Here is a 23,087-nt window from a genome sequence, read left to right as displayed (position 1 = left end):
GTTTTCCTCCCGACCGCTCGATCGGCCGTGGTCTCTTCTTTGTTGTCGAGCGGGATTATGCCCGAAATCGGCAGGCCGACCAGAGAAGGATTATGCTTTCAGGGGTAATTTTGTGCTGCAGGATTTAATCGCCAACGGACAGTCGATGAGGACGGTTTCGCTGCCCCGCGGCCGCCAGCGATTGCACGCCATGCCGACGAGCGCCGGTTACGAGGTGCGCGAGAACGAGAGCTATGACTGGGACGGCCGCAGACGCGGCCAGACGCCCTTCACCGTGCTGCAGCACACGATCAGCGGCAGCGGCCGGCTGCGCTACCAAAATCGCAACTACCGCCTGCAAGGTGGCGACACGCTGCTGGTGCTCGTGCCGCACAATCACCGCTATTGGCTGGAGAAGGGCGAACGCTGGGAATATTTCTGGATCTCGATGAACGGCGAGGAAACCCTGCGCATCCATCAGCTGGTGCTGTCGACCGCCGGCCCGGTCTTGAAGCTGCAGCCTTCGACGATCGACCATCTGGCCGATTGCAGCCTGCGCCTCGTCAAAGGCGCGACCTCGCCGGGCACGGCCTCGGCGATCGCCTATGAAGCGGCGATGGCGCTCTATGACGACGTTTTCGGCTCGCCGGCCTTTGCGGCCGAGCTCAGCGTGATGCAGCCGGTCATCGATCATATCAACGCCAATCTCGACAAGCCGCTGCCGGTCGGCGAACTTGCCGCCATCGTCGGCCTCAGCCGCGCGCATTTCTCGCGCAGCTTCGCCGAGAGTGAGGGCGTGCCGCCGGCCGAATTCGTGCTGCAGCAGCGGCTGCAGCGCGCCGTCAAACTTCTGACCAAGGCGGACTTCCTGCCGGTCAAGGAAGTCGCCATCATGTGCGGCTTCGAGGACGCCAACTATTTCTCAAAGGTCTTCCGCCGCGTCTATGGCACCAATCCCACCGAATTCCGCACGACCGGCATGTATGCCAGCATCGGCAAGCCGAAATAGCTTCAGCCCTGGAGCCGGTGTCTTCAGGCCCGGACCTCGAACACCATGTTGAACGGCGTTTCCGTCGCACGACGGAAATGCGTGAATCCGGCATCAAGCGCCACCTTGCGCAGCTTCATCTCTCCCGCCTGCGCGCCGAGCCCGAGCCCCACCTCCTGGGAGAGCGATGCCGGCGTGCAGATCATCGTCGAGGCGCCGTAATAAACGCGGCCCACAGGATTGAGGTTGTCCTTCAGATGGTCATGGGCAAAGGGTTCGACAATCAGCCATGTCCCGTTCGGGGCAAGCGTCTCCTTGACGTGCCGGCCGGCGCCGACCGGATCGCCCATATCGTGAAGGCAGTCGAACATGGCGACCATATCATAGCCGCTCCCGGGAAATTCGGCCGCCTTGCCCTGCTCGAACGTCACGCGATCGGCGACGCCAGCCTCTTTGGCGGCGGCCTTTGCCCTTTCGATCGAAGGGCCGTGATAATCGAAGCCGGTGAAACGCGAGGCGGGATAGGCCTGCGCCATCAGGATGGTCGAGGCGCCGTGACCGCAGCCGACATCGGCGACCCTGGCGCCGGCCTTCAGCTTTTCCTCCATGCCGGCAACAGCCGGAATCCATTCATTCACCAGATGGCTGTTATAGCCCGGGCGAAAGAAGCGCTCGGTTCCGCGGAATAGGCAGGTGCTGTGCTCATGCCAGCCGAGGCCCGTGCCGGTGCGGAAGGCATCGGCGACCTTCGGCTCGTCCATCCACATGGATTGCACGACCTCGAAGGCGCCGACGAAGAAGGCGGGGCTGTTTTCCTCGGCAAAGACCATCGCCTGTTCCGCCGCCAGGCTGAAACGATCTGTTTTTTCATCGTAAGTGACATAATCGGCGGCAGCCTGGGCGCTCAGCCATTCCCGGAGGTAGCGCTCCTTCACGCCGGTTTTCGCGGCGAGCTGCTCGACGCTCAAAGGTGTCCCGTCGGCCATCGCCTTGAACAACCCCACCTTGTCGCCCAGCACGACCAAGGCACCTGACATGGCGGCGCCGACGTCTCCAACGAGACGACCGACCAGCGCATCGAGTTTCTGCATATCCGGCTCACGCATTGTTGCCTCCCGGGTGCGTGACAAGGAGCAGTTAAATTAGACCTTGATAATATTCAGTCAATCAACCTTCCCCTTGCCCAATCAGGTAGGTCGTCAAAATTCGCGTCCAGCCGGCGTCATCATCACGTGCTTGCCTTCTTCACCTGTGGTTACATCTCTATATTGCCGACCGAGTGCATGCCCTGATTTCTCCGAAACCCCGGAAATGCTCCATCTCCTACTACTAACGTCAGGTGGTTATTTTGTGCCTATCTCCAGCTCAGTGCAGGGCCGCGCGTGCCCTCATCGCGTGGTCCGAGAAGGAGCTGTCTTCAGCCTCGAAGGTGGCCAAGGCGACGATTGTCGGTTACGAGGCCGGAAAGCTTTCCCCTGATGAGCAGGCTTTGCGTGATATGAAACGCAGCCTGGAAGATGCGGGCGTGCTTTTCATCCCGGAAAATGGCGGCGGCGCCGGCGTTCGCTTGGCAAGACCTGCATCGGCTTCTATAGACACTGACGAGACCGAGACGGTCCAATACGAAGAATATCTGAAAAACGACGCCCCTCCCGGCGCTGGCGGTTGAATGGCAAAGAAACAGAAGCTTGAGCACTCCGAATTGGCGGGGGAATTCACCGACGATGGCGTGACGGTGCTCGTCGACATTTTTCGAACCTCCGGCAGCAATGAGGACTGGACAATGGAAGTCGTCACCCAGGCGGAGGATCTGATCCGCTGGGAGGAGCCCTTTGCGACCGACCGTGAGGCCTTCGACGAATTCCTGGCGGTCGTCGAGCGGGACGGCATCCGATCCTTCCTCGACGATGACGAGCCTTCCGTGCATTGAGGGGCGGCCCCATGAAGAGCATCAATGATCTCGTCGCCTCGGCGAAAACCGTCTGCGAGCGATATCGGGCCGGGCGGATGGAGCGCGAGACCGTGCGCGAGTGGGTTCTCCGGCTCGGCGCCTACCCATCACCGCACGGGGATCGCGTGCGCGAGGCGGCCGAATGGTTCCGCCTTCACAATCGCGAACCTGTTTCCGAAGATATTGTGTTGGGGGACATCGACCGGCTCGAGGCGATTTCTGCGCCGTGATCGGGGCGTGCGAGCTCTGTCTGGAATAACTTCAGCCCGATCAGGACTGGCGCAATTACGCCGTTACTCGACGGCGTAGGACCAATGACGATTGTGAGCCTTATGCATAATGGCTTATCCAGCTTCGAGAGGGAGAGGTCTGGGGTTTTGCAGCTTCGGCAAATGTGACACGCTCACGAGGCTGACATGGCTCCTGCATCTCACGCGAAGCGTAAGCCAAGCGCGGCTCGGTAGTTTTAATTCGTGCGGAAATAGAAGGAACAGCACGTGGCAGCATTTCCGGAAAAGGCAAAGGTCGTCATCATCGGGCTCGGCGGTATCGTCGGCGCCTCCATCGCGCATCATCTCGTCGAGCGCGGATGGGACGATATCGTCGGCATCGACAAGTCGGGCATTCCGACCGACATCGGCTCGACAGCCCATGCCTCGGACTTCTGTTACACCACCAGTCACGACTATCTGTCGGTCTGGACGACGCAATATTCGATCGATTTCTACGAGAAGATGGGCCACTACGCCCGCATCGGCGGCCTCGAAGTGGCGCGCACCGGCGACCATGCCTGGATGGAGGAAATCAAGCGCAAGCTTTCCTCGGCCCGCGCCTTCGGCACGCGCGCCCATTATGTCAGCCCCTCCGAGATCAAGGAGAAGTTCCCGCTGATCGAGGAAGATCAGGTGATGGGCGGCCTTTTCGATCCGGATGCCGGCCTCGTCATTCCGCGCTCGCAGACCGTTGCCGGCAAGCTGGTCGACGCCGCGGAGAAGGCCGGCAAGCTGCAGGTGTTCGGCAACACCCCGGCGAAGTCGCTGATCGTCGAAGGCGGCCGCATCAAGGGCGTCGTCACCCATCGCGGCACCATCATGGCCGACCATGTCATCGTCTGCGCCGGCCTCTGGGGCCGCCTGATCGCGGAGATGGTCGGCGAAGACCTGCCGGTCATGCCGGTCGACCACCCGCTCACCTTCTTCGGTCCCTATAACGAGTTTGAAGGCACCGGCAAGGAAATCGGTTTCCCGCTGCTGCGCGACCAGGGCAACTCCGCCTATATGCGCGATACCGGCGACCCGGCGACGACCGAGGGCGGCCAGATCGAGTGGGGCTATTACGAAGCCACCAATCCGCGCATGTGCCATCCGCGCGATCTTCTCGAAAAACACGAAGCGCGGCTTTCGCCCTCGCAGCGCGACCTCGAGATGGAACAGATCATCGAGCCGCTCGAACGCGCCATGGAACTGACGCCGATCCTCGGCGAACTCGGTTATAACGAAGGTCACTCCTTCAACGGCTTGCTGCAGGTTTCTGCCGGCGGCGGCGCATCCTGCGGCGAGAGCCAGAAGGTGCGCGGTCTCTGGTATTGCGTTGCCATCTGGGTCAAGGACGGCCCGGGCTACGGCAAGCTGATCGCCGACTGGATGACCGACGGCCGGACCGAAATCGATCACAACAGCATCGATTACGCCCGCTTCTATCCGCATCAACTGACGGAAGAATTCATCGAAGGCCGCTGCTACGAAGCCGCCCAGAAGATCTATTTCCCCGCCGTCCATACCCGCGAGCCCTATCTATCCGGCCGCAACGCCAAGCGCTCGCCCTTCTACGAGCGCGAAAAGGAACTCGGCGGCTACTTCATGGAGCTTGGCGGCTGGGAGCGTGCGCACGGCTATGCCGCCAACGAGCACCTTCTGGAAAAATATGCCGACCGCGTTCCGGTTCGCGAGAACGAATGGGACAGCCGCCATTTCTGGCGCGTGTCGAATGCCGAGCATCTGGCGATGAGCGAGGATTGCGGCATCGTCAATCTCAGCCATTTCCACATGGTCGATATCGAGGGGCCTGATCATGTCGAGCTGATGGAATGGTTGTGCGCCGCCAAGATCGGCGGCGATGCCAACATCGGCAAGGGTATCTACACCCACTTCCTCGACGACGAAGGAATGGTGCGCGCCGACTTCACCGTCTTCCGCATGGCCGACCGCTGCCGTCTCGTCAACGGCGCCGATGCCGGCCCGCGCGATCTGCAGTATATGAAGCGGGCCGCTCAAGACCGCGGCCTTGACGTGACCGTCACCGACGTCTCGGAGAAATTCGTGACGATCGGCATCTGGGGTCCGAACGCGCGCGAGACGCTGAAGAAGGTCGTAGCCGATCCGGCCGGGCTCGATCAGGAAAACTTCGCCTTTGCGGCGATCAAGCCGATCGAAATATCAGGCAAGACTGTCACCGCCTTCCGCATCTCCTATGTCGGCGAGCAGGGCTGGGAACTGCACATGAAGTACGAAGACGGCCTCGCTGTCTGGGACGCGCTGCGCTCGACCGGCGTGATGGCCTTCGGCGTCGAAACCTATGCGAACTCGCGCCGCATGGAAAAGAGCCTGCGCCTGCAGAACGCCGACCTGCTGACCCAGTACAACCTGATCGAAGCCGATCTCGCCCGCCCGAAGGTCAAGGAAGCCGATTTCCGCGGCAAGGAAAAGCATCTGGAATATAAAGCGCGCGAGCACCAGCCGGCCATGCTCTGCACGCTCGTCATGACCGAGAATACCGACAAATCGGGCGTGAAGCGTTATCCCCTCGGCAACCTGCCGGTCGTCGATCCCGCCACCGGAGAGGTCCTGGTCGACGAGCTTGGCCGCCGGTCCTACACGACCTCAATCGCCTACGGCCCGACTGTCGGCAAGAACATTGCCTTGGCCTATCTGCCCTGGTCGCATTGCCAGGTCGGACGCAAGCTGAATGTCGAGTATTTTGCCGAGACCTATCCGGTTGAGGTTGTCGGCGTCGGCTACAAGCCGATCTACGACCCGGAAAATCTGAAGCCGCGCACCTAAAGCGGTTCAGCTTTCAACGAAAGCGGCAGAACCTGCGCACTCAAGCACCTGTGGCGCCGCCAGCACGGCGCCACATTCATGCGGTTGAGCCGCATTACGCTAAGTGTTGTCTCCATTTACAGCCTCAACGCCATTGTCAGGCGCACGGCTCGGGACGAACCTCTTCGAGATCAGCCAGCAGCCGAGCGCCCACAGTGCGCCGGCGCACCATCCGGCAAAAACATCCGTGGGGTAATGGACGCCGAGATAGATCCGGCTGAGCCCGATGATGACGGCGAGGAAGACGCCAGCGCCCATGACGAAGATCCGCGTCGAGCGGTAACGCTGGGTGCGCGCCACCAGCGCCCCGAGCGTCAGATAGGTCACCGCCGAGACCATGGCGTGACCGGAGGGAAAACTGAGATCGCTGACCTCGATGAGATGCGGCACGACATCCGGGCGCGGCCGCGCGACGAGGATCTTCAACAGCGTGCTCGCCAGCCAGCCCGACACCACTGACGAAAAGACGAAGATCGCGATCGGCCAGCGCCGGTCGAGCAAGAGATAGACGGTGATGAGAACCGTCAGCAGCGCCAAGACGGTGATGCCGCCGAGGCTGGTGATGTCGTCGACGGCGTGGGTTAGCCAAGCCGGACCGATCGGTACGGCAAGATCGTCGGCCCGCCGCAGCGCCAGCAGGACCGCCTGGTCGAAACCAAAAGTTTCTCCTTCGAGGACCTCACTCGTCAGCCGCTGCAGCACGAACAGCCCGCCTGCGATCGATGCCAGCATGATCAGCGTCAGTGGCTCATAGGCATTGAGCCTCGCCAGGAAACCGCGTCGTTGAACCTCCGTCATGCCTGCCGTCGAGCTCCCTTCACATCATGTCCTCACCCGCCAGATCGGCAAGGTGAGTCGAAAATTCAAGACCTTGCAAGGTCGAGGAGCCACTTCGCCGAATCTGATCGCCGCCTCATCCCAAACGACCGGTAGCAAAAGCTCAACCTTCTTTTGCTATGGCTGAAGCAGATTGTCCTGGAGACTTCGGCGATGAAAATTCTGACCGCGATGGTTCTGCTGGCATCCGCCCTGCAGCCGGTCTCCGCCTTCGGCGAGACCGAATGGATGGGCGGCGCAAGACAATGGTCAGTCGGCTATGCCAGCGAACAGCCTGCCTACTGCCGGCTGCTGTGGGAGAGCGAGATCGGCAAGACCATGGAATTCCGCCAGAGCGCGACCGAGACGTTCTGGCTGGTGTCGAAGAACAGCTGGGACATTCCGGCCGGCACGACGACCGAGGTGACGCTGACCGATCGCAATATGACGAAAGTCGTTGCCGCCGAGTTCTTCGACAAGACCACGCTTCGCCTCTGGCCCGCAGGCAGCAAGGGAAGCGGCGGGCTGAAGAAGATCATCAAGAATTCCTTTTCAGGAACCCCTGACGTGCAGCTGACCTTTGCCGGCGACGAAGGCGACTGGACGCTGCCGCTGTCGCGGGTGGACCAGCTCTACCCCACCTTCGCCCAGTGTCTCAAACGCCTCGAAGCCGGCGGAAAACCGAAGCAGGATTCCGACACCAGCAAGCCGTTCTGACGGTCTGCCCGATTCAATTCATCGGTGGCGGCGCAGTCTCGCGGATCAGGCCGCGCACGGCCTCGATATCGCCATTGAGCGGCCGCTCGTCGCCATAATGGGAGATACGCTGCCGCACCGCCTGATAGACCAGATCCGTACCGGCCGCCCGCGGCGCCGTCGCCGCCAGGAAATCATGCGCCTGGGCGGCGGCCATCAACTCGATCGCCATTATATATTCGGCATTGTCGATGACGGCGAGCAGCTTGCCGGCGGCGGCTGTGGGATGGGCGAGAAAATCCTCCTGCAGGCCGGAGGTCAACCCGCCGTCCATCGCCGCAGGCGCGGCAAGGCGGCGGTTCTCGTTGCTCAGCGCGGCTGCGGTATATTGCGCGATCATGAAGCCGGAATGGCTGCCGGCATCGCTCGCCAGAAACGGCGGCAGACCGCTCACCAGCGGATTGACCAGCCGGTCCATGCGCCTTTCGCTGATCGCGCCGATCTGCGCCAGCGCAATGGCGAGGCTGTCGGCTGACTGCCCGAGCGCCGGGGCGACCGCATGCGCCTCGGAAAAGACGATCGGCTGTTCCGGCGTACCTGAGACGGCCGGATTGTCCGTTACCGAGGCCAGTTCCTGATCGGCGATGCGGGCGGAATTGTCGAAGACGTCGCGGGCGGCGCCATGGGCATGCGGCACCGACCGAAGGCTGAGCGCATCCTGGGTGCGCCGGCCGAAGGCGGAGGCGACAAGGCCGCTGCCGCGAAGGCGGGCACGGAGGGACGCTCCCACCTTTTCAATTCCCGCCGATGGGCGCAGCGCCAGCACCGCCTCGTCGAAGGCGGCGATCTGGCAGCCTGCCGCTTCCAGCGTCAGCGCTGCGATGGCATCGGCCCAGTCGAGCAGCCGTTCGGCGCGCAAAAGTGCGGTGGCGGTCAAACCGGTGGCGCAGGCCGTGCCGTTGACGAGGCTCAAACCTTCCTTGGCGCCGAGTACCAGCGGTTCGAGGCCGATCGCGGCAAGTGCTTCGCGGCCGCTCATGCGTTCTCCGCCCAGCATGGCGCTGCCTTCGCCGATCAGGACGAGCGCGGTATGGGCGTTATGGGTGAGGTAACCCGCCGAGCCTTTCGACGGCACGTCGGGAATGCAATCATGCGCCAGCAGTGCTGTGAGATGCGCAACGATCTCGCGCCGCACGCCGGAATGGCCATGGGCGAAATTGGCAATCTGAGCGGCGATGATGGCCCGAACCGCGCGGGCATCAAGCAAAGGGCCGACGCCGCAGGCGTGGCTGAGCACGATGCTGCGCGACAACAGGCTCTGCGAGGGGCGGTCGACCACCGTATCGGCCAGTGCCCCGACGCCGGTGTTGACGCCGTAGGCGCGCACGCCCGTCTCGACGATGCGCGCAACGATACGGCTTGCCTCTTCGACCCGCGTCCAGGCGGCGGGTGAGAGCGCAAGCGCCTCCCCTGCCCCGACGCGCGCGACGTCGCGCCAGGTCAGCACTTGATCGATAGTAACGGTCATTGGCCGGTTCCGAAGTGGCCGATGAACTGGCGGAAGGCGGGCGTGGCGCCGCCGGTGAACATCTCCTCCGGCTTGCCGCTGCTTTCGATCAGCCCCTCGCGCATGAAGACGACGCGGTTCGAGACGTTGCGGGCAAAGCTCATCTCATGGGTGACGACGAGCATGGTCATGCCCTCCTCGGCAAGAGCGCGCATGACGCGCAGGACTTCACCGACGAGTTCCGGATCGAGCGCCGAGGTCGGCTCGTCGAACAGCATGACCTTCGGCTTCATCGCCAAAGCGCGGGCGATTGCGGCGCGCTGCTGCTGGCCGCCGGAGAGATGGGCGGGATAGGCATGGCGCTTGTCTGCGATGCCGACCTTTTCGAGCAGCGCCTCGGCCTCGGCGATGCATTCGGCGCGCGGCCGCTTCAGGACATGGATAGGCCCTTCGATGACATTCTGCAGGATGGTCATATGAGACCAGAGATTGAAGGACTGGAAGACCATGCCGAGTTCGGAGCGGATATGATCGACCTGCTTCTGGCTCGCCGGTTTTGTCTTGCCGTTCTTGTGAATCATTTCGATGTGCTCACCATCGACCCAGATCTCGCCGTCGCTGGCGGTTTCCAGCATGTTGATGCAGCGCAGAAAGGTCGATTTGCCGGAGCCGGAGGCGCCGAGCAGCGAAATCACATCGCCGTCTTCCGCATCGAGGGAAATGCCGCGCAAGACCTCGTGCGTGCCGAAGCTCTTGCGGATATTGCGGACCGAAAGTCGGGTAACGCCTGGCATGATTGCTCCAATCAGGTCAAAAACTGCCTATGCCTTCAACGGCTGCGGGGCCGCGCGGCGGTGTCGGGACAGCGAATATTCAAGCAGGGCCATGCCCTGCAGGATGATGAAGTTCAGCACGAGATAGATGATCGCCGCACAGAGGAAGACTTCCATCGTGCGGTAGGTCTGCGAGATCAGCCGCTGGGCGACACCGGTCACCTCCCAGACGGTGACGAGGCTTGCGAGCGCCGTCGACTTCATCATCAGCACGATCTCGGTGGAATAGGCCGGCAGCGCGTGACGGAAGGCGATCGGCGCCAGGATCCGGCGCACCAGCAGGAAGCCGGACATGCCGATCGAGCGCGCCGCCTCGATCTCCTTCGGCGAGACGGCGCGGATGCCGCCGCGGAAGATCTCCGCCGTGTAGCCGGCCGTGCAGAGCGCCAAAGAAAGGATGGCGCAGACCATCGGCTCACGCAGGAACGGCCAGAGGAAGGAATAACGTATGACGCCGAACTGGCCGAGGCCGTAGAAGACCAGGAACATCTGGATCAAGAGCGGCGAGCCGCGGAAGACGAAGATATAGCCCTTGGCAAAGCCCGACAGCAGGCGGTTGCCGCTGACCCGCATCCAGACGATGACGAGCGCCAGCAGGCCGCCGAAGAAGATCGACAGCGAGAACAGGATCAGCGTCGTCGGCACGGCCTTGAGCAGGGTGACCATGGTCGACGCGAGGAAGGTGAAATCCATCGTCGCCCCCTTACGCCTGGCCCATGGCCGAGGCCGGCATGCTGCGGTTGGCGCGGCGTTCGGCGCCGTTGAAGATGCGGTCCGAAAGGCTGGTCAGGATCAGGTAGAGGCAGCCGCCGGCGATGAAGAACAGGAAATACTGCCGCGTCGAGCCCGCCGCCACCTGGCTGGTGCGCATCAGCTCGGCCAGGCCGGTGACGGAGATCAGCGCCGAATCCTTGAGGCTGAGCTGCCAGACATTGCCGAGGCCGGGAATGGCCAGCCGCAGCACCTGCGGCATGATAATGCGGCGAAAGCGCAGGCCGCGATGCATGCCGATCGCCGAGGCCGCCTCGAGCTCCCCCTTGGAAATGGCGAGGAAGGCGCCGCGGAACACTTCCGCCTGATAGGCGCCGGAAATGATGCCGACGGCAAGCGCGCCGGCGGCAAAGGACGGCAGACCGAGGAAACCCTCATAGCCCATCGCCTTGCCGATCGAGGTGACGGCCGAGGAGCCGCCGAAATAGATGAGATAGATGATCAGCAGTTCCGGCACGCCGCGAAACACGGTCGTATAGACATTGCCGAGGGCGACGAGGAAAGAGTTGCCGGAGAGCTTTGCCGCCGCGACGATCGCGCCGAGCACCGCGCCGATCGCCAGCGCCGTCGCCGTGACGGCCAGCGTCATCAAGGCGGCGAGAATGAGCAGCGCGCCCCATCCGGTCGAGCCGAAGCCGAGCAGTTCCAAGCTTGCCATATCGTCCGTTCCCCGTCCGCGGCAGTGTTTTGTGAATTCAAGAATAACACGCGGTCTCCGGCATTGAAGCCGGAGACCGGCGCCTGCGGCCAAAAGGCCGAAAGGCTTATTGCTGCGGGCTGACGTCGACCTTGAACCACTTCATCGAAAGGTTCTTGACCGTGCCATCGGCAAGCGCCGATTTGATCGCCACGTTGAACTTGTCGCGCAGGTCGGTATCGGCCTTGCGGATGCCGAGGCCCTCACCCTCTCCCCAGATCGAGCCGACGATCTCTGGGCCGGTGAAATCGAGCGCGCCGTTGGCGCTCTCGAAGGCATTGGCGAAATAGACGGCGTCATCGAAGCCGAGGTCGATTCGGCCGTTCTGCAGGTCGAGGTCGCGGTCGGCGCCGGTCTTGTATTCGCGGATTTCCGCAATGTCGCCGAAATTGTCATAGACGAACTTGGCGTAGACGGTCGCTGCCTGGATGCCGATCGTCTTGCCCTTGAAGGCGGTCTTCAGCGCTTCGATTTCCTTCACGCCGGTCTGGCCCGGCGTCATCTTGATCGTGGCGCCGGTGCCGGCGGCCTTCGCCAGCGGGCTGTCCTTGGCGGTCGCAAAGGCGGCAGGGGTGGCGGCATAGGGAATGGTGAAATCGATCACCTGCTTGCGCTCGTCGGTGATCGACAGCGCATCCATGATGACGTCGAACTTGCCGGCGTTGAGAGCCGGGATCATGCCGTCCCAGTCGGAGGCAACCAGCGTGCATTCGATCTTGGCGCGTTCGCAGAGCACCTTGGCAAGCTCGGGCTCGAAGCCGCCGAGCGTGCCATCGGCATTGGTGAGATTCCACGGCGCATAAGCGCCCTCAAGCGTGATGGTCGCCTTCGTCCAGTCCTTGGAAAAGGCGGGAGCTGCGAAAGCGGAAAAGGCGGCGACGCCGCAAAAAAGAATTGCGCTTAATTTCATCGATGAATTCTCCTCTGGAGTTGAAACAGACCTTGCGGCACCGCCGATCTCCGCCGGCTTGCCCGTTCCGTCCTTTTTTTCATCGAGGACCGTTCGGGAGGTTGTATATGGTACCATATGAGAAATTTTGTGTTATGCAAGAGGAAAGTCGTTTTATGTGGCGAATTGTATCCGTGCAAAAGGAATAGGCAATGAAGCGTTCCGGGGAGATGAAGCGCGATCTGGCGGGAAATGACAGCACGCCGCTTTATGCCGGCGTCAAGCAGGTGATCCTCGACCGCATCCACAGCGGCGAATGGCCGCCGAAATACCGCGTGCCGTCGGAAAATGAACTGGTCGTCGAGCTCGGCGTCAGCAAGATGACCGCCAACCGGGCGCTGCGCGAACTCGCCAATGAAGGCGAACTCGTCCGCATCCAGGGCGTCGGCTCGTTCGTCGCCGAGCGCAAGGGTTATTCGGCGCTGTTCGAGGTGCGCAACATCGCCGAGGAGATCGCCGAACGCGGCCATGTCCACGAGGCGTCCGTCGTCGTTCTCGCCCAGGAAACGGCCTCTCCCGAGATCGCCGACGCCTTGGAACTTGATATCGGGGCGGCGGTGTTCCACTCGCTGATCGTGCACAGCGAAAACGGCGTGCCGGTGCAGATCGAAGACCGTTTCGTCCATCCGGAAGCCGCCCCCGACTATCTCAAGCAGGACTTCACGACGCTGACGCCGAACGCCTATCTGACGGCGGCCGCCCCGCTCAGCGGCTCCGAGCACGTCGTCGAGGCGGCGATGCCGCAGGCATGGGAATGCAAGCTGCTCACCATCCTCAAGACCGAGCCGTGCCTGACGATCCGCCGGCGCACATGGTCGGCAAAACAGGTGGTCTCGACCGCACGCCTCGTCTATCCCGGCTATCGCTATCGGCTCGAGGCGCGCAGCGGCAAGATGTTCGAAGAGTAAAAACACCTGCCATCTTGTATATGGAACCTATTGCGATGCCGGCGTGAACCGCGCCACCAGCGCGTGGCGATCGCCCGGATAGGTGAAGCGGACATGGGTCACCGGACCGGCGCCGCTCCAGGTGCGGCGTTCGACCACCAGGCAGGCGGTGTTGCGGGCGATGTCGAGCGCCGCGGCCACCTCAGCACTGGCGGAGACCGCGTGGATCCGGTGTTCAGCCGTGCTCCACGGCACCTGGTTGAGCAGCCACGGCCCCGGCGCCACCGCCAGAAAATCGGCATCGGCGGCCTCAGGCACGGTCGCAAGGCTGATCAGCCGCTCCTCCAGGCAGAAGGGCTGCGCCCCGGCATTGTGGATGCAGACCACCTCGACGACCGAAGACGCTACGGGCAGTTCCAGCCGGCTTCTGTCTTCCGCCTTCGCCTTGCGGCTCGCCTTCTTCGAAAGCGCATAGGAATAGGGCAGATTCAGCGACTGCACCTCGGCCTTGATGTCGTGGATTTCGAGCACGGCCGATTGCGCCTGCGGCTGGGTGACGAAGCTGCCGGATTTCTTGCGGCGCTCGATGAGCCCGGCCTTGGCGAGCTGGGTCAGCACCTTGTTCACCGTCATGCGCGAGCAGTCATACTGCGTGGCGAGATCGACCTCGAAGGGAATACGATGCCCCGGTGGCCATTCGCCCGAGACGATACGGCCCTCGATCTCGCCCAGGATGCGCTGGTGCAAGGTCAGATCCCTGCTTTGGTTCATCGCCACGTTCCGATTGATCTCCCGATCTAGATCGAATGCCTTGCAAGGAAAAGCGCTTTTTCAGGCCGCCAGCAACTCGCCCATTGCGGCGAGGAACCGCCGGTCGATGGCGTCGCGCTCGCGATGGCGGCCGCCTTCCACCTGCTTGCGGCCGCGCGCCCAGACGCAATCGACGGAAACGCCGCCGGCAAACAGCCAATGGTCGAGGATCTGGTCGCCCGAGAGATAGGGAACGGCAGACGTATCGAGCGAAACGAGATCAGCGTGATAGCCCTCGACGATACCGGCCGGCGCTTTCAGCGCGGCACCGCCGCCGGCAAGGGCGTGGGTGAACAGCGAAAGCGCCGTCGAACCGCCGGGCGCTGCCACCACATTGCGGGCGCGCAACGCCAGTCGCTGCGAATATTCGAGCTGGCGCAGTTCCTCCGGCACGGAGATCAGCACGTTTGAATCCGAACCGATGCCATAACGGCCGCCCTCTCCGAGGAAGAGCGGCGCGGCAAAGGCGCCGTCGCCGAGATTGGCTTCGGTGATCGGGCAGAGGCCGGCAACCGCCTCGCTCTTCGCCATCCGCCGCGTCTCGTCTTCGGTCATGTGCGTCGCATGGATGAAGCACCAGCGCTGATCGACCGGCACATGATCGAGCAGCCATTCCACCGGCCGTGCGCCGGACCAGGCAATGCAGTCCTCGACCTCCTTCACCTGTTCGGCGACATGGATGTGGATCGGCCCGTCGCCCGCCATCGGCACAAGCTTCGCCAACTCCTCGGGAGTGGCGGCCCGCAAGCTGTGCGGCGCCAGCCCGAGTTCGGCGCCGTCGAGCCGGCCGGTCACCACACGGCACCCATCCATCAGCCTTTCGAAGCTTTCCAGCGAATTGATGAAGCGTCGCTGGCCTTCAATCGGCGCGGCACCACCGAAGCCGGAATGGGCATAAAAGACGGGTAGAAGCGTCAGGCCGATGCCGGTCTCTTCGCTCGCAGCACCGATGCGTTCGGCAAGCTCGGCAATATTGGCATAAGCGCCGCCATCCTTGTCATGGTGGAGATAGTGGAATTCGCCGACACGGGAAAAGCCCGCCTCCAGCATCTCGGCATAGAGCTTGCCGGCGACCGCTTCGACATGATCGGGCGTCATCGCCAGGGCAAACTTGTACATAACCGTGCGCCAGCTCCAGAAGCTGTCATTGGCAGGCCCACGTACTTCGGCAAGACCGGCCATCGCCCGCTGGAAGGCATGGCTGTGCAGGTTGCCCATGGCGGGAACGATCAGAGCATGGCACTCATCGCCGGACGAAGCGGCAATGTCGGACTCGACCCGGGCGATGCGACCTTCTTCGAGCGTCAGCCGCACGTTCTTCCGCCAGCCTTGCGACGTCAGTGCCGTCTCTGCGTGAAGTATGGTCATGGCCTTCTTCTCCTCCTGCCGCGCCGCCGATCTTTCTTTTCCAGAAAAGCGCGCAAAATTTCTCTTGTCACCTGCTGATTATGTATATACATGTTTCGGCATAAGGAAAGGCGCAAAGCTGATGAGCGGGAACAATTTTTCTGAAGGTACCCCATCCGCCGACATCCGGCCGGTGCTGTGGCGCAATGCGCGGCTGGCGACGCTGGCGCCGGACAGAGCGGGTCTCGGCATCGTCGAAAAAGGCGCCGTGCTGACTGAAGGGGGCCGTATTGCCTTTGCCGGCGCCGAAAGCGAATTGCCGGCATCCGCCATAGAGAAATCCGAGATCGTTGATCTCGAAGGCCGCTGGGTCACCCCCGGTCTCGTCGACTGCCACACCCATATCGTTCACGGCGGCAATCGCGCCCGCGAATTCGAGATGCGCCTTGCCGGCGCCACCTACGAAGAAATCGCCCGCGCCGGCGGCGGCATCGTCTCCTCGGTGAAGGCCACCAATGCGCTGTCGGTCGAAGACCTCGTCGCCGAAGCGCTGCCGCGGCTCGATACGCTGCTTGCCGAAGGTGTCACCACGATCGAAGTGAAGTCCGGCTACGGGCTGAATCGGGCCGGCGAAGTGAAGATGCTGCAGAGCGCCCGGCTGCTCGGTCATATCAGACCGGTGCGCGTCGCCACCAGCTATCTCGGCGCGCATGCGACCCCTGTCGAATACAAGGGCCGCAACGGCGACTATCTCGACGATGTCGTGCTGCCCGGCCTCGACGACATGTATAATCTCGGCCTCGCCGATGCTGTCGACGGCTTCTGCGAGGGCATCGCCTTTTCCCCGGCCGAGATCGCCCGCGTCTTCGACAAGGCGAAGGCGCTCGGCCTGCCGGTCAAGCTGCATGCCGAACAGCTCTCCAATCTCGGCGGCGCCAAGCTTGCTGCCTCATACGGCGCGCTTTCGGCCGACCATCTCGAATATCTCGACGAAGATGGCGTTGCCGCGATGGAGGCTGCCGGCACTGTCGCCGTGCTGCTGCCCGGCGCCTTCTACGCCATCCATGAGAAGCAGAAGCCGCCGGTCGAGGCGCTGCGCCGGGCCGGCGTGCAAATCGCGATCGCCACAGACTGCAATCCCGGCACCTCGCCGCTGACCTCGATGCTGCTGACCATGAACATGTCGGCGACGCTGTTCGGGCTCACCGTCGAGGAATGCATCGCCGGCGCCACCCGCGAAGGCGCCCGCGCTCTCGGCCTCATCGCCGAGACCGGAACGATCGAGCCCGGCAAGTCGGCCGATCTCGCCGTCTGGAATGTCGAAAACCTCGCCGAGCTCGTCTACCGCATCGGCTTCAACCCACTTCACGCACGCGTCTTCAAGGGCGAAAGGAACGGTCGATGACCATCACGCTTCATCCGGGCTCTGTCTCGCTCAAGGATCTGGAGATCATCTATTGGACCGGCGAGCCGGCCAGGCTCGATCCCGCCTTCGATGACGGCATTAACAAGGCCGCCGCCCGCATCGCCGAGATCGCCGCCGGCAATGCCCCGGTCTACGGCATCAATACCGGCTTCGGCAAACTTGCCTCGATCAAGATCGATAGCGCCGACGTCGCCACCCTGCAGCGCAATCTCATCCTGTCGCATTGCTGCGGCGTCGGCGCGCCGCTGCCGGAGAACATCGTCCGGCTGATCATGGCGCTGAAGCTGGTCTCGCTCGGGCGCGGCGCCTCCGGCGTGCGACTGGAGCTGGTGCGGCTGATCGAAGGCATGCTTGATAAGGGCGTCGTCCCGCTGATCCCGGAAAAAGGCTCGGTCGGCGCCTCCGGCGATCTTGCGCCGCTCGCCCATATGGCGGCGGTGATGATGGGCGAGGCCGAAGCATTCTTCGCCGGCGAACGTCTTTCCGGTGCTGAAGCTCTGGAAAGAGCCGGGCTGAAGCCGGTCGTGCTCGCCGCCAAGGAGGGCCTGGCGCTGATCAACGGCACCCAGGCCTCGACGGCACTGGCGCTCGCCGGCCTCTTCCGCGCCCATCGTGCTGCCCAATCCGCCTTGATCACCGGCGCAATATCGACCGACGCGGCCATGGGTTCGTCTGCGCCCTTCCATGCCGATATCCATACGCTGCGTGGTCATAAGGGGCAGATCGATACCGCGGCCGCCCTTCGCGGCCTGCTCGAAAACTCCGTCATCCGCCAAAGCCATATCGAGGGCGACGAGCGCGTGCAGGATCCCTATTGCATCCGCTGCCAGCCGCAGGTCGACGGCGCCTGCCTCGATCTCTTGCGCTCGGTCGCCCGCACACTCGAAATCGAGGCCAATGCGGTCACCGACAATCCGCTGGTGCTCTCGGACAATTCCGTCGTCTCGGGCGGCAATTTCCACGCCGAACCCGTCGCCTTCGCCGCCGACCAGATCGCGCTCGCCGTCTGCGAGATCGGCGCGATCTCGCAGCGCCGCATCGCACTGCTGGTCGATCCCACCCTCTCTTACGGCCTGCCGGCCTTCCTCGCCAAGAAGCCGGGCTTGAACTCAGGCCTGATGATCGCCGAGGTCACCTCGGCGGCGCTGATGTCGGAAAACAAGCAGATGTCGCACCCGGCGTCGGTCGATTCAACGCCGACCTCGGCCAACCAGGAAGACCATGTCTCCATGGCCTGCCATGGCGCCCGCCGTCTGCTCGGCATGACCGAAAACCTGTTCGCCATCATCGGCATCGAGGCGCTGACCGCTGCCCAGGGCATCGAACTACGCGCACCGCTGTCGACGAGCCCGGAGCTTTTGAAGGCAATCGCTTCGATCCGCGCCAAGGTGCCGAGCCTCGATAGTGACCGCTACATGGCCGGGGATCTCGCCGCCGCCGCCGCACTGGTGGCGACGGGGGCGCTGAATGGCTCGGTTTCGAATGGCATTTTGCCGGTTTTGGAGGGTTGAGATGATGGCGAAGGAGAAAGTCCCCTCCCCAACCCCTCCCCACAAGGGGGAGGGGCTTACCGTGCGGCCCTCGCCGCGTTCACCCTCCATCGCAGATCATGCAGCCGGCGCGTTGGTTTGCGAGGCGGTGCCACAGCTTAGCCCCTCCCCCTTGTGGGGAGGGGTTGGGGAGGGGTTCTGATGACCACACCATACGAAATCCATCAGGGCACGTCGCCCATCATCCTCGGCTTCCCCCACACCGGCACCGAGGTGCCGCCTGAGATCGCCGGTCGCCTCAACGACAACGGCCGGATCCTCGCCGATACCGACTGGCACATCCACCAGCTCTATGACGGCCTGCTCGACAGCGTCACGACGGTGCGGGCCACCTTCCACCGCTACGTGATCGACGCCAACCGCGATCCGGCTGGCGTCAGCCTCTATCCCGGCCAGAACACCACCGGCCTCGTTCCGGAAACCGACTTCGACGGCAAGCCGATCTGGAAGGATGGGCAGGCGCCTGACGAGGCCGATGTCGCAGCGCGGCTCAGGGATTTTCATGCGCCCTATCATGCCGCGCTGGCCGCCGAGATCGAGCGTGTGAGAGGGCTCCACGGCGTCGCAATCCTCTATGATTGCCACTCGATCCGCTCGCATATTCCTTTCCTGTTCGAAGGCAAGCTGCCAGATTTCAATATCGGCACCGATATGGGCAAGACCTGCGACGGCGCCATCGAGCAGGCGACGCTGACCGTCGTCGAAGCCGCCGAAGGTTACGACAGCGTGCTCAACGGCCGCTTCAAGGGCGGCTGGACGACCCGCCATTACGGCCGGCCCGAGACCGGCGTGCACGCGATCCAGATGGAGCTCGCGCAATCGACCCATCTGCAGACCGAGACGCCGCCCTTTGCCTATGACAGCGCCAAGGCGGACCGGCTTCGCGCCCATCTCAAAAACATTCTGGTGCGCCTCGAACAGATCGCACCCGGCCTGAAACGATAAAGCTCACTCGACAGGGGAACCGTCATGACCAATCCACGCCATAACATTCGCGAAATCCGCGCGCCCCGCGGCAACGATCTCAATGCCAAGAGCTGGATGACCGAAGCGCCGCTGCGCATGCTGATGAATAATCTCGATCCCGACGTCGCCGAAAATCCGAACGAGCTCGTCGTTTATGGCGGCATCGGGCGCGCCGCGCGCACCTGGGAGGATTTCGACCGCATCGTCGCGACGCTGAAGACGCTGACGGAAGAGGAAACCCTGCTTGTGCAATCCGGCAAGCCGGTCGGCGTCTTCCGCACCCACAAGGATGCGCCGCGCGTGCTGATCGCCAACTCCAATCTGGTGCCGCATTGGGCGACCTGGGATCATTTCAACGAGTTGGATAAGAAGGGCCTTGCCATGTACGGCCAGATGACGGCCGGCTCGTGGATCTATATCGGCACGCAGGGCATCGTCCAGGGCACTTACGAGACCTTCGTCGAGGCCGGCCGCCAGCATTACGGCGGCAATCTCAAGGGCAAATGGATCCTGACCGGCGGCCTCGGCGGCATGGGCGGCGCCCAGCCGCTCGCAGCCGTCATGGCCGGCGCCTGCTGCCTCGCCGTCGAATGCAATCCCGACTCCATCGATTTCCGCCTGCGCACCCGCTATCTCGACGCCAAGGCCGAAACGCTCGATGAAGCGCTCGAGATGATCGACCGCTGGACCAAGGCTGGCGAGGCCAGATCGGTCGGCCTGCTCGGCAATGCCGCCGAAATCCTGCCGGAGATGGTTCGTCGCGGCATCCGCCCCGATATGGTCACCGACCAGACCTCGGCGCATGATCCAATCAACGGCTACCTGCCGAAGGGCTGGACGATGGCCGAGTGGAAGGCCAAGCGCGAGAGCGATCCGAAGGTAGTCGAAAAAGCCGCCCGCGCCTCGATGCGCGAACATGTCGAGGCGATGATCGCCTTCTGGAATGCCGGCATTCCGACGCTCGACTACGGCAACAACATCCGCCAGGTCGCCAAGGAAGAAGGCCTCGAAAACGCCTTCGCCTTCCCCGGTTTCGTGCCCGCCTATATAAGACCGCTGTTCTGCCGCGGCATCGGCCCCTTCCGCTGGGCGGCCCTCTCCGGCGATCCGGAGGATATCTACAAGACCGATGCCAAGGTGCGGGAGCTGACCCCTGGCAATGCCCACCTGCACAACTGGCTCGACATGGCCAGGGAGCGCATCGCCTTCCAGGGCCTGCCGGCGCGCATCTGCTGGGTCGGCCTCGGCGACCGTCACCGCCTGGCACTGGCCTTCAATGAAATGGTCAGGAATGGCGAGCTTTCCGCCCCGATCGTCATCGGGCGCGATCATCTCGACTCCGGTTCCGTCGCCTCCCCGAACCGCGAAACCGAAGCGATGAAGGACGGCTCCGACGCCGTTTCCGACTGGCCGCTGCTGAATGCCCTGCTCAACACCGCCTCGGGCGCCACCTGGGTATCGCTGCACCATGGCGGCGGCGTCGGCATGGGCTTCTCCCAGCACTCCGGCGTCGTCATCTGCGCCGATGGCACCGATGATGCGGCAAAGCGCCTCGAGCGTGTGCTCTGGAACGATCCGGCGACCGGCGTCATGCGCCACGCCGACGCCGGCTACGACATCGCCCTCGACTGCGCCCGGGACAAGGGCCTGCGCCTGCCCGGCATTCTCGGGAACTGAGCCTCGTGAGGATCCTGCGCGCCGGCGATTACAAACGCATGCCGTGGAAAAACGGCGGTGGCGAAACGGTGGAGATCGCCGTTTCGCCCGACGATGCCGGCCTTGCCGGCTTCGACTGGCGCGTCAGCATGGCGACGGTCGCAACCAACGGCCCGTTTTCGATCTTCCCCGGCATCGACCGGACGCTTGTGATTCTCGACGGCAACGGCATGGTGCTCGACATTGAAGGCCGGGCACCGGCGCTGCTGACAACGGCAAGCGATCCCTTGCCCTTCCCGGCGGATATCCCGGTGGCCGCCAGGCTCCAGGACGGCGCGATCACCGATCTCAACGTCATGACGCGCCGCGCGGGCCTTGCCCACACGCTGATCCGCATCGACATCGATGGCGGCACGTCCATGCCGCTGACGTCGTCGACATGCCTGCTGCTCTGCCATCGCGGCGCATTGTCATTCCGGCGGGACGGCGAGAGCGGCACGCTTGCGGCCGGCGATGCGCTGCTGATTGCGGATGCGGCTGGAACCGCACTGGAAATCGACGGCGAGGCCAGATGTTACCTCGTCTCGATCACCACGCCCTGATCTTCGTACAACGGCTTGAAAAAATTCAACAATCGAAAAATGGCTCAGGCTTTCGCAGCGACGATTGCGATTTCCGGCCATGGACGTCATTCCTGCTTTTGGTCTAAACTTCGCCTTGCTGATGCAGAAGAAGACCTAGACTGCCTGGACGTGCCGGGTAGCAATGGAGCAGGCGTGACGGATCCATACGATATTCTCGGTGTTGAACGCGATGCGGACGAGGCCCAGCTGAAGGCTGCCTATCGGCGCCTGGCGAAGGTTGCTCATCCGGATTCCGGCGGCGATTCGCAGGCCTTCGACAATCTGCAGAAAGCCTATGCGCTGCTTCTCGACCCGGTCCGCCGCAAGGTGTTCGACGACACAGGCTATGACGTCGAATTCGCCGATGCCGCCGAGCTGCAGGCGCTTGTGATTATCGAGAAACTGGTCACCGACGCTGTACTCGACGAGCGCGCGCCCGGAAGTTTCGATCCCGTCGCCGTCATGCAGGACAGCCTGTCGGAGGAACTGCGTAAGGCGCGGTTCAGCAAGAGCGAGCTGGAGCGCCACGCCTCGCGCGTCGGCCTGCATCTGGAGCGGCTCGAAAAACAGTCCGGCCGCGATGTGCTCGCCCATATGTTCCGCGCCCGCATCGAAGCGATCGCCAAGGCGGTCGCGGAAACCGAAGCAAAGATCAAGGCAACCGAACGCGCCGCCGACATGCTGAGCGGCTACGTCTACGACATCGATCCATCGCTGCTGCCGGAGGCCTCGGTCACCAACCTCGAATGGATCGAGACCTCCAGAAACCGCTCCACCGGCTGACGCAGCAGGCGATAAAGCCGTTAGTAAGACAGCTTTGGATACCAGTCCGGCGCCCGGCCTTCCGGCGTCGTGTCGATCAGTGTCCAGAGCGGCATGAGGTCGGGTGCGCCGCGCGGGTCCTCGCCGGGATCGGAGGTGACGTCGCCCATTTCCTGGCTCCAGAAGTGGCGGATGGTGCCGTCGCGCCGGGTGAAGACGTTGTAGGCAGGGTCATCACCGCCGCCTTTGCCGATGGCGTGGTAGTCGCGGCTGTAATCGCCGGTCGTGTCGGAATAGAGCGGCAGGTGATGCCAGCCGCGTTCTTTCTTGAAGGCAAGCAGCTTTCCGATCGGCGAGCGGGCAACGACCGCAAGGGCGGCGCGCTGCTGGATGTCGGGCACCTCGCCATCCCAGGCCGACAGCAGCGAGGTGCACATCGGGCATGGACGCTCGCGCTCCGGCCCGAACATGTAGCTGTAGACGATCAGCGTCTCCTTGTCGGCAAAGAGCTCGGTGAGCGAGATCGGCCCGTCGGCGCCTTCGAAGCGATAATCCTTCTTCACCTCGCCGCCCGGCGGCAGCGCCCGGCGCTGTCTCGCGACGCGCTCGATGTGCCGGCGCAATTCGATCTCTTCCGCGAGCAGCGCGTCGCGGGCTCTGCGATATTCCTCGCTCTCATTCGGGAAACGAACGCCATTCTTGGCCGCGAGTACGGCGGCTGGTGCCAGCTGACTGTTATCCATGACAATCCTCCTGTCATTGCCTGATGATGTGC

Annotated in this window: 23 protein-coding genes; 13 read left to right on the top strand and 10 right to left on the bottom strand. The window is 63.2% G+C overall.

The features are described from left to right. Positions 1–145 precede the first annotated feature (145 nt). Positions 146–988 (top strand): AraC family transcriptional regulator, encoded by an 843-nt coding sequence (locus GGD53_RS11120; RefSeq protein ID WP_184456151.1) that lies wholly within the window; start codon positions 146–148, stop codon positions 986–988. Positions 989–1,011: 23 nt separating this feature from the next. Here the strand turns inward: GGD53_RS11120 and GGD53_RS11115 are convergent, their stop codons facing one another. Further along, positions 1,012–2,073 carry a class I SAM-dependent methyltransferase gene (locus GGD53_RS11115; protein ID WP_184455861.1) on the bottom strand — a complete coding sequence of 354 codons (1,062 nt, stop codon included), beginning with the start codon at positions 2,071–2,073 and terminating at the stop codon, positions 1,012–1,014. A gap of 242 nt (positions 2,074–2,315) precedes the next feature. On the opposite strand from GGD53_RS11115, the gene GGD53_RS11110 reads away from it, so the two are divergent. The 4 genes from GGD53_RS11110 (at position 2,316) to GGD53_RS11090 (ending at position 5,977) form a co-directional block, all read left to right on the top strand. Further along, positions 2,316–2,636, top strand: coding sequence for an XRE family transcriptional regulator (locus tag GGD53_RS11110; RefSeq protein WP_184455859.1), 321 nt, complete (start codon positions 2,316–2,318; stop codon positions 2,634–2,636). After that, positions 2,637–2,897: a hypothetical protein gene (locus GGD53_RS11105; RefSeq protein WP_184455857.1), complete on the top strand. Its 261-nt coding sequence runs from the start codon at positions 2,637–2,639 to the stop codon at positions 2,895–2,897. A gap of 11 nt (positions 2,898–2,908) precedes the next feature. After that, positions 2,909–3,148: a hypothetical protein gene (locus GGD53_RS11100; protein ID WP_184455855.1), complete on the top strand. Its 240-nt coding sequence runs from the start codon at positions 2,909–2,911 to the stop codon at positions 3,146–3,148. 267 nt (positions 3,149–3,415) lie between these two features. Further along, complete coding sequence (locus GGD53_RS11090; RefSeq protein WP_184455854.1) at positions 3,416–5,977, top strand: FAD-dependent oxidoreductase; 2,562 nt, start codon at positions 3,416–3,418, stop codon at positions 5,975–5,977. Between the two features lie 99 nt (positions 5,978–6,076). Here GGD53_RS11090 and GGD53_RS11085 read toward each other — a convergent pair whose 3' ends face one another. After that, a complete protein-coding gene (locus tag GGD53_RS11085; RefSeq protein WP_184455852.1) occupies positions 6,077–6,814 on the bottom strand; it encodes a phosphatase PAP2 family protein in 738 nt (245 codons plus the stop codon). 192 nt (positions 6,815–7,006) lie between these two features. Here GGD53_RS11085 and GGD53_RS11080 point away from each other — a divergent pair, with 192 nt between their 5' ends. Continuing rightward, on the top strand, positions 7,007–7,549 hold the full coding sequence (locus GGD53_RS11080) for a hypothetical protein (RefSeq protein ID WP_184455849.1): 543 nt from the start codon (positions 7,007–7,009) through the stop codon (positions 7,547–7,549). 13 nt (positions 7,550–7,562) lie between these two features. Here GGD53_RS11080 and GGD53_RS11075 read toward each other — a convergent pair whose 3' ends face one another. From GGD53_RS11075 to GGD53_RS11055, 5 genes are all read right to left on the bottom strand, one after another. Beyond that, positions 7,563–9,056: an HAL/PAL/TAL family ammonia-lyase gene (locus GGD53_RS11075; protein ID WP_184455846.1), complete on the bottom strand. Its 1,494-nt coding sequence runs from the start codon at positions 9,054–9,056 to the stop codon at positions 7,563–7,565. Next, positions 9,053–9,829, bottom strand: a complete 777-nt coding sequence (locus tag GGD53_RS11070; protein ID WP_184455844.1) for an ABC transporter ATP-binding protein — start codon at positions 9,827–9,829, stop codon at positions 9,053–9,055. Before GGD53_RS11070 ends, GGD53_RS11075 begins: the two co-directional genes overlap by 4 nt. Before the next feature lie 27 nt (positions 9,830–9,856). Continuing rightward, positions 9,857–10,561 carry an ABC transporter permease gene (locus GGD53_RS11065; protein WP_097598839.1) on the bottom strand — a complete coding sequence of 235 codons (705 nt, stop codon included), beginning with the start codon at positions 10,559–10,561 and terminating at the stop codon, positions 9,857–9,859. 10 nt (positions 10,562–10,571) lie between these two features. Further along, complete coding sequence (locus GGD53_RS11060) at positions 10,572–11,297, bottom strand: ABC transporter permease (protein ID WP_184455842.1); 726 nt, start codon at positions 11,295–11,297, stop codon at positions 10,572–10,574. A 106-nt stretch (positions 11,298–11,403) separates the two neighbouring features. Then, positions 11,404–12,246, bottom strand: a complete 843-nt coding sequence (locus GGD53_RS11055; RefSeq protein WP_184455840.1) for a transporter substrate-binding domain-containing protein — start codon at positions 12,244–12,246, stop codon at positions 11,404–11,406. Positions 12,247–12,437: 191 nt separating this feature from the next. Here GGD53_RS11055 and hutC (GGD53_RS11050) point away from each other — a divergent pair, with 191 nt between their 5' ends. Then, positions 12,438–13,193: a histidine utilization repressor gene (hutC, locus tag GGD53_RS11050; RefSeq protein ID WP_184455837.1), complete on the top strand. Its 756-nt coding sequence runs from the start codon at positions 12,438–12,440 to the stop codon at positions 13,191–13,193. A 27-nt stretch (positions 13,194–13,220) separates the two neighbouring features. On the opposite strand, the gene hutC (GGD53_RS11045) is transcribed toward hutC (GGD53_RS11050), so the two are convergent. Beyond that, positions 13,221–13,943: a histidine utilization repressor gene (gene hutC, locus GGD53_RS11045; RefSeq protein ID WP_184455835.1), complete on the bottom strand. Its 723-nt coding sequence runs from the start codon at positions 13,941–13,943 to the stop codon at positions 13,221–13,223. 60 nt (positions 13,944–14,003) lie between these two features. Further along, positions 14,004–15,350, bottom strand: a complete 1,347-nt coding sequence (locus GGD53_RS11040) for a formimidoylglutamate deiminase (RefSeq protein ID WP_184455833.1) — start codon at positions 15,348–15,350, stop codon at positions 14,004–14,006. Positions 15,351–15,471: 121 nt separating this feature from the next. Here GGD53_RS11040 and hutI point away from each other — a divergent pair, with 121 nt between their 5' ends. The 6 genes from hutI (at position 15,472) to GGD53_RS11010 (ending at position 22,333) form a co-directional block, all read left to right on the top strand. Next, positions 15,472–16,734 carry an imidazolonepropionase gene (gene hutI, locus GGD53_RS11035; RefSeq protein ID WP_184455831.1) on the top strand — a complete coding sequence of 421 codons (1,263 nt, stop codon included), beginning with the start codon at positions 15,472–15,474 and terminating at the stop codon, positions 16,732–16,734. Next, entirely contained in the window at positions 16,731–18,266 is a 1,536-nt protein-coding gene (gene hutH, locus GGD53_RS11030; RefSeq protein ID WP_184455829.1) for a histidine ammonia-lyase, read from the top strand. The genes hutI and hutH overlap by 4 nt, the downstream gene beginning before the upstream one ends. Before the next feature lie 180 nt (positions 18,267–18,446). Next, positions 18,447–19,250 (top strand): N-formylglutamate deformylase, encoded by an 804-nt coding sequence (hutG, locus tag GGD53_RS11025; protein WP_184455827.1) that lies wholly within the window; start codon positions 18,447–18,449, stop codon positions 19,248–19,250. Between the two features lie 24 nt (positions 19,251–19,274). After that, positions 19,275–20,948 (top strand): urocanate hydratase, encoded by a 1,674-nt coding sequence (gene hutU, locus GGD53_RS11020; protein ID WP_184455825.1) that lies wholly within the window; start codon positions 19,275–19,277, stop codon positions 20,946–20,948. Positions 20,949–20,953: 5 nt separating this feature from the next. Further along, on the top strand, positions 20,954–21,529 hold the full coding sequence (locus GGD53_RS11015; RefSeq protein ID WP_184455823.1) for a HutD/Ves family protein: 576 nt from the start codon (positions 20,954–20,956) through the stop codon (positions 21,527–21,529). 174 nt (positions 21,530–21,703) lie between these two features. Beyond that, positions 21,704–22,333 carry a DnaJ domain-containing protein gene (locus GGD53_RS11010; protein WP_184455821.1) on the top strand — a complete coding sequence of 210 codons (630 nt, stop codon included), beginning with the start codon at positions 21,704–21,706 and terminating at the stop codon, positions 22,331–22,333. Positions 22,334–22,353: 20 nt separating this feature from the next. On the opposite strand, the gene GGD53_RS11005 is transcribed toward GGD53_RS11010, so the two are convergent. Beyond that, on the bottom strand, positions 22,354–23,055 hold the full coding sequence (locus GGD53_RS11005; RefSeq protein ID WP_184455818.1) for a DUF899 family protein: 702 nt from the start codon (positions 23,053–23,055) through the stop codon (positions 22,354–22,356). Positions 23,056–23,087 lie beyond the last annotated feature (32 nt).

It is taken from the genome of Rhizobium aethiopicum, assembly GCF_014197535.1.
Taxonomy (GTDB): Bacteria; Pseudomonadota; Alphaproteobacteria; order Rhizobiales; family Rhizobiaceae; genus Rhizobium; species Rhizobium aethiopicum_A.
Note: the sequence above shows the minus strand (reverse complement) of the source record. Positions and strands in the feature narration are given on the sequence as shown.

Bases quoted from the DNA above. Each gene is read 5' to 3' on its own strand.
- GGD53_RS11120 (WP_184456151.1), top strand. From the start codon at position 146: ATGAGGACGGTTTCGCTGCCCCGCGGCCGCCAGCGATTGCACGCCATG.
- GGD53_RS11115 (WP_184455861.1), bottom strand. From the start codon at position 2,073: ATGCGTGAGCCGGATATGCAGAAACTCGATGCGCTGGTCGGTCGTCTC.
- GGD53_RS11105 (WP_184455857.1), top strand. From the start codon at position 2,637: ATGGCAAAGAAACAGAAGCTTGAGCACTCCGAATTGGCGGGGGAATTC.
- GGD53_RS11100 (WP_184455855.1), top strand. From the start codon at position 2,909: ATGAAGAGCATCAATGATCTCGTCGCCTCGGCGAAAACCGTCTGCGAG.
- GGD53_RS11085 (WP_184455852.1), bottom strand. From the start codon at position 6,814: ATGACGGAGGTTCAACGACGCGGTTTCCTGGCGAGGCTCAATGCCTAT.
- GGD53_RS11080 (WP_184455849.1), top strand. From the start codon at position 7,007: ATGAAAATTCTGACCGCGATGGTTCTGCTGGCATCCGCCCTGCAGCCG.
- GGD53_RS11075 (WP_184455846.1), bottom strand. From the start codon at position 9,056: ATGACCGTTACTATCGATCAAGTGCTGACCTGGCGCGACGTCGCGCGC.
- GGD53_RS11070 (WP_184455844.1), bottom strand. From the start codon at position 9,829: ATGCCAGGCGTTACCCGACTTTCGGTCCGCAATATCCGCAAGAGCTTC.
- GGD53_RS11065 (WP_097598839.1), bottom strand. From the start codon at position 10,561: ATGGATTTCACCTTCCTCGCGTCGACCATGGTCACCCTGCTCAAGGCC.
- GGD53_RS11060 (WP_184455842.1), bottom strand. From the start codon at position 11,297: ATGGCAAGCTTGGAACTGCTCGGCTTCGGCTCGACCGGATGGGGCGCG.
- GGD53_RS11055 (WP_184455840.1), bottom strand. From the start codon at position 12,246: ATGAAATTAAGCGCAATTCTTTTTTGCGGCGTCGCCGCCTTTTCCGCT.
- hutC (WP_184455837.1), top strand. From the start codon at position 12,438: ATGAAGCGTTCCGGGGAGATGAAGCGCGATCTGGCGGGAAATGACAGC.
- hutC (WP_184455835.1), bottom strand. From the start codon at position 13,943: ATGAACCAAAGCAGGGATCTGACCTTGCACCAGCGCATCCTGGGCGAG.
- GGD53_RS11040 (WP_184455833.1), bottom strand. From the start codon at position 15,350: ATGACCATACTTCACGCAGAGACGGCACTGACGTCGCAAGGCTGGCGG.
- hutI (WP_184455831.1), top strand. From the start codon at position 15,472: ATGAGCGGGAACAATTTTTCTGAAGGTACCCCATCCGCCGACATCCGG.
- hutH (WP_184455829.1), top strand. From the start codon at position 16,731: ATGACCATCACGCTTCATCCGGGCTCTGTCTCGCTCAAGGATCTGGAG.
- hutG (WP_184455827.1), top strand. From the start codon at position 18,447: ATGACCACACCATACGAAATCCATCAGGGCACGTCGCCCATCATCCTC.
- hutU (WP_184455825.1), top strand. From the start codon at position 19,275: ATGACCAATCCACGCCATAACATTCGCGAAATCCGCGCGCCCCGCGGC.
- GGD53_RS11005 (WP_184455818.1), bottom strand. From the start codon at position 23,055: ATGGATAACAGTCAGCTGGCACCAGCCGCCGTACTCGCGGCCAAGAAT.